This is a genomic window from Corynebacterium guaraldiae (assembly GCF_053480195.1).
In genome coordinates this window covers 1-531 of sequence record NZ_JBRBAU010000039.1, presented here as the reverse complement: position 1 = coordinate 531, position 531 = coordinate 1, and the positions used below count along the sequence as shown (strand labels likewise).

Sequence of the window (531 nt, the reverse complement as noted above, 5' to 3'; positions counted from 1 at the left end):
TTGTGGGCTTAGTCGATGCGATCAACACCTCCGTGCCGTTTCGCAGTCAGCAGTCAAGCCGCAGGGATCTCTTCGAAGCACACGAGCAGCATCTCCTTGCTGACCTGCCGGCAACCCCGTGGCAACACACCGAGTGGAAACGGGCAAAAGTGGCCCCGGATTTCCATGTCACGGTTGCAACAGTGCGCTACTCCGTTCCGCACCAGCTTGTTGGCCGCACTGTCGATGTGCGCATCACCGGCCAGATGTTGACCGTCTTTGACCAAGGGGCAACCGTGGCAACCCACCAGGTTTCACATAAGCGTGGGGCCTATGTCACTGACTACGAGCACATTCCATCTGGGATGGACTCCACCCGTGGACTGTGGACAAGCGACTACTTTTACCGCGAAGCCAGCAAAGTTGGCCCGGCAACACGCAAGGTCATCGAAGAACTCATTACGGCGAAAGCCATCCCGGCCCAGGCATACCAGTCCTGCCGAAACGTGCTGTCAATGGGCAAACATGCCAACAAACCAATCCTGGAAGAAG

The 531-nt window shown here is 57.3% G+C and carries 1 protein-coding gene; it reads left to right on the top strand.

The genetic code is table 11. The features are described 5' to 3' along the window. Window positions 1-32 precede the first annotated feature (32 nt). Window positions 33-531, top strand: a 499-nt coding sequence (locus ACUY3D_RS12685) for a Mu transposase domain-containing protein (RefSeq protein WP_448241225.1), incomplete at its 3' end; no start/stop codon positions are given.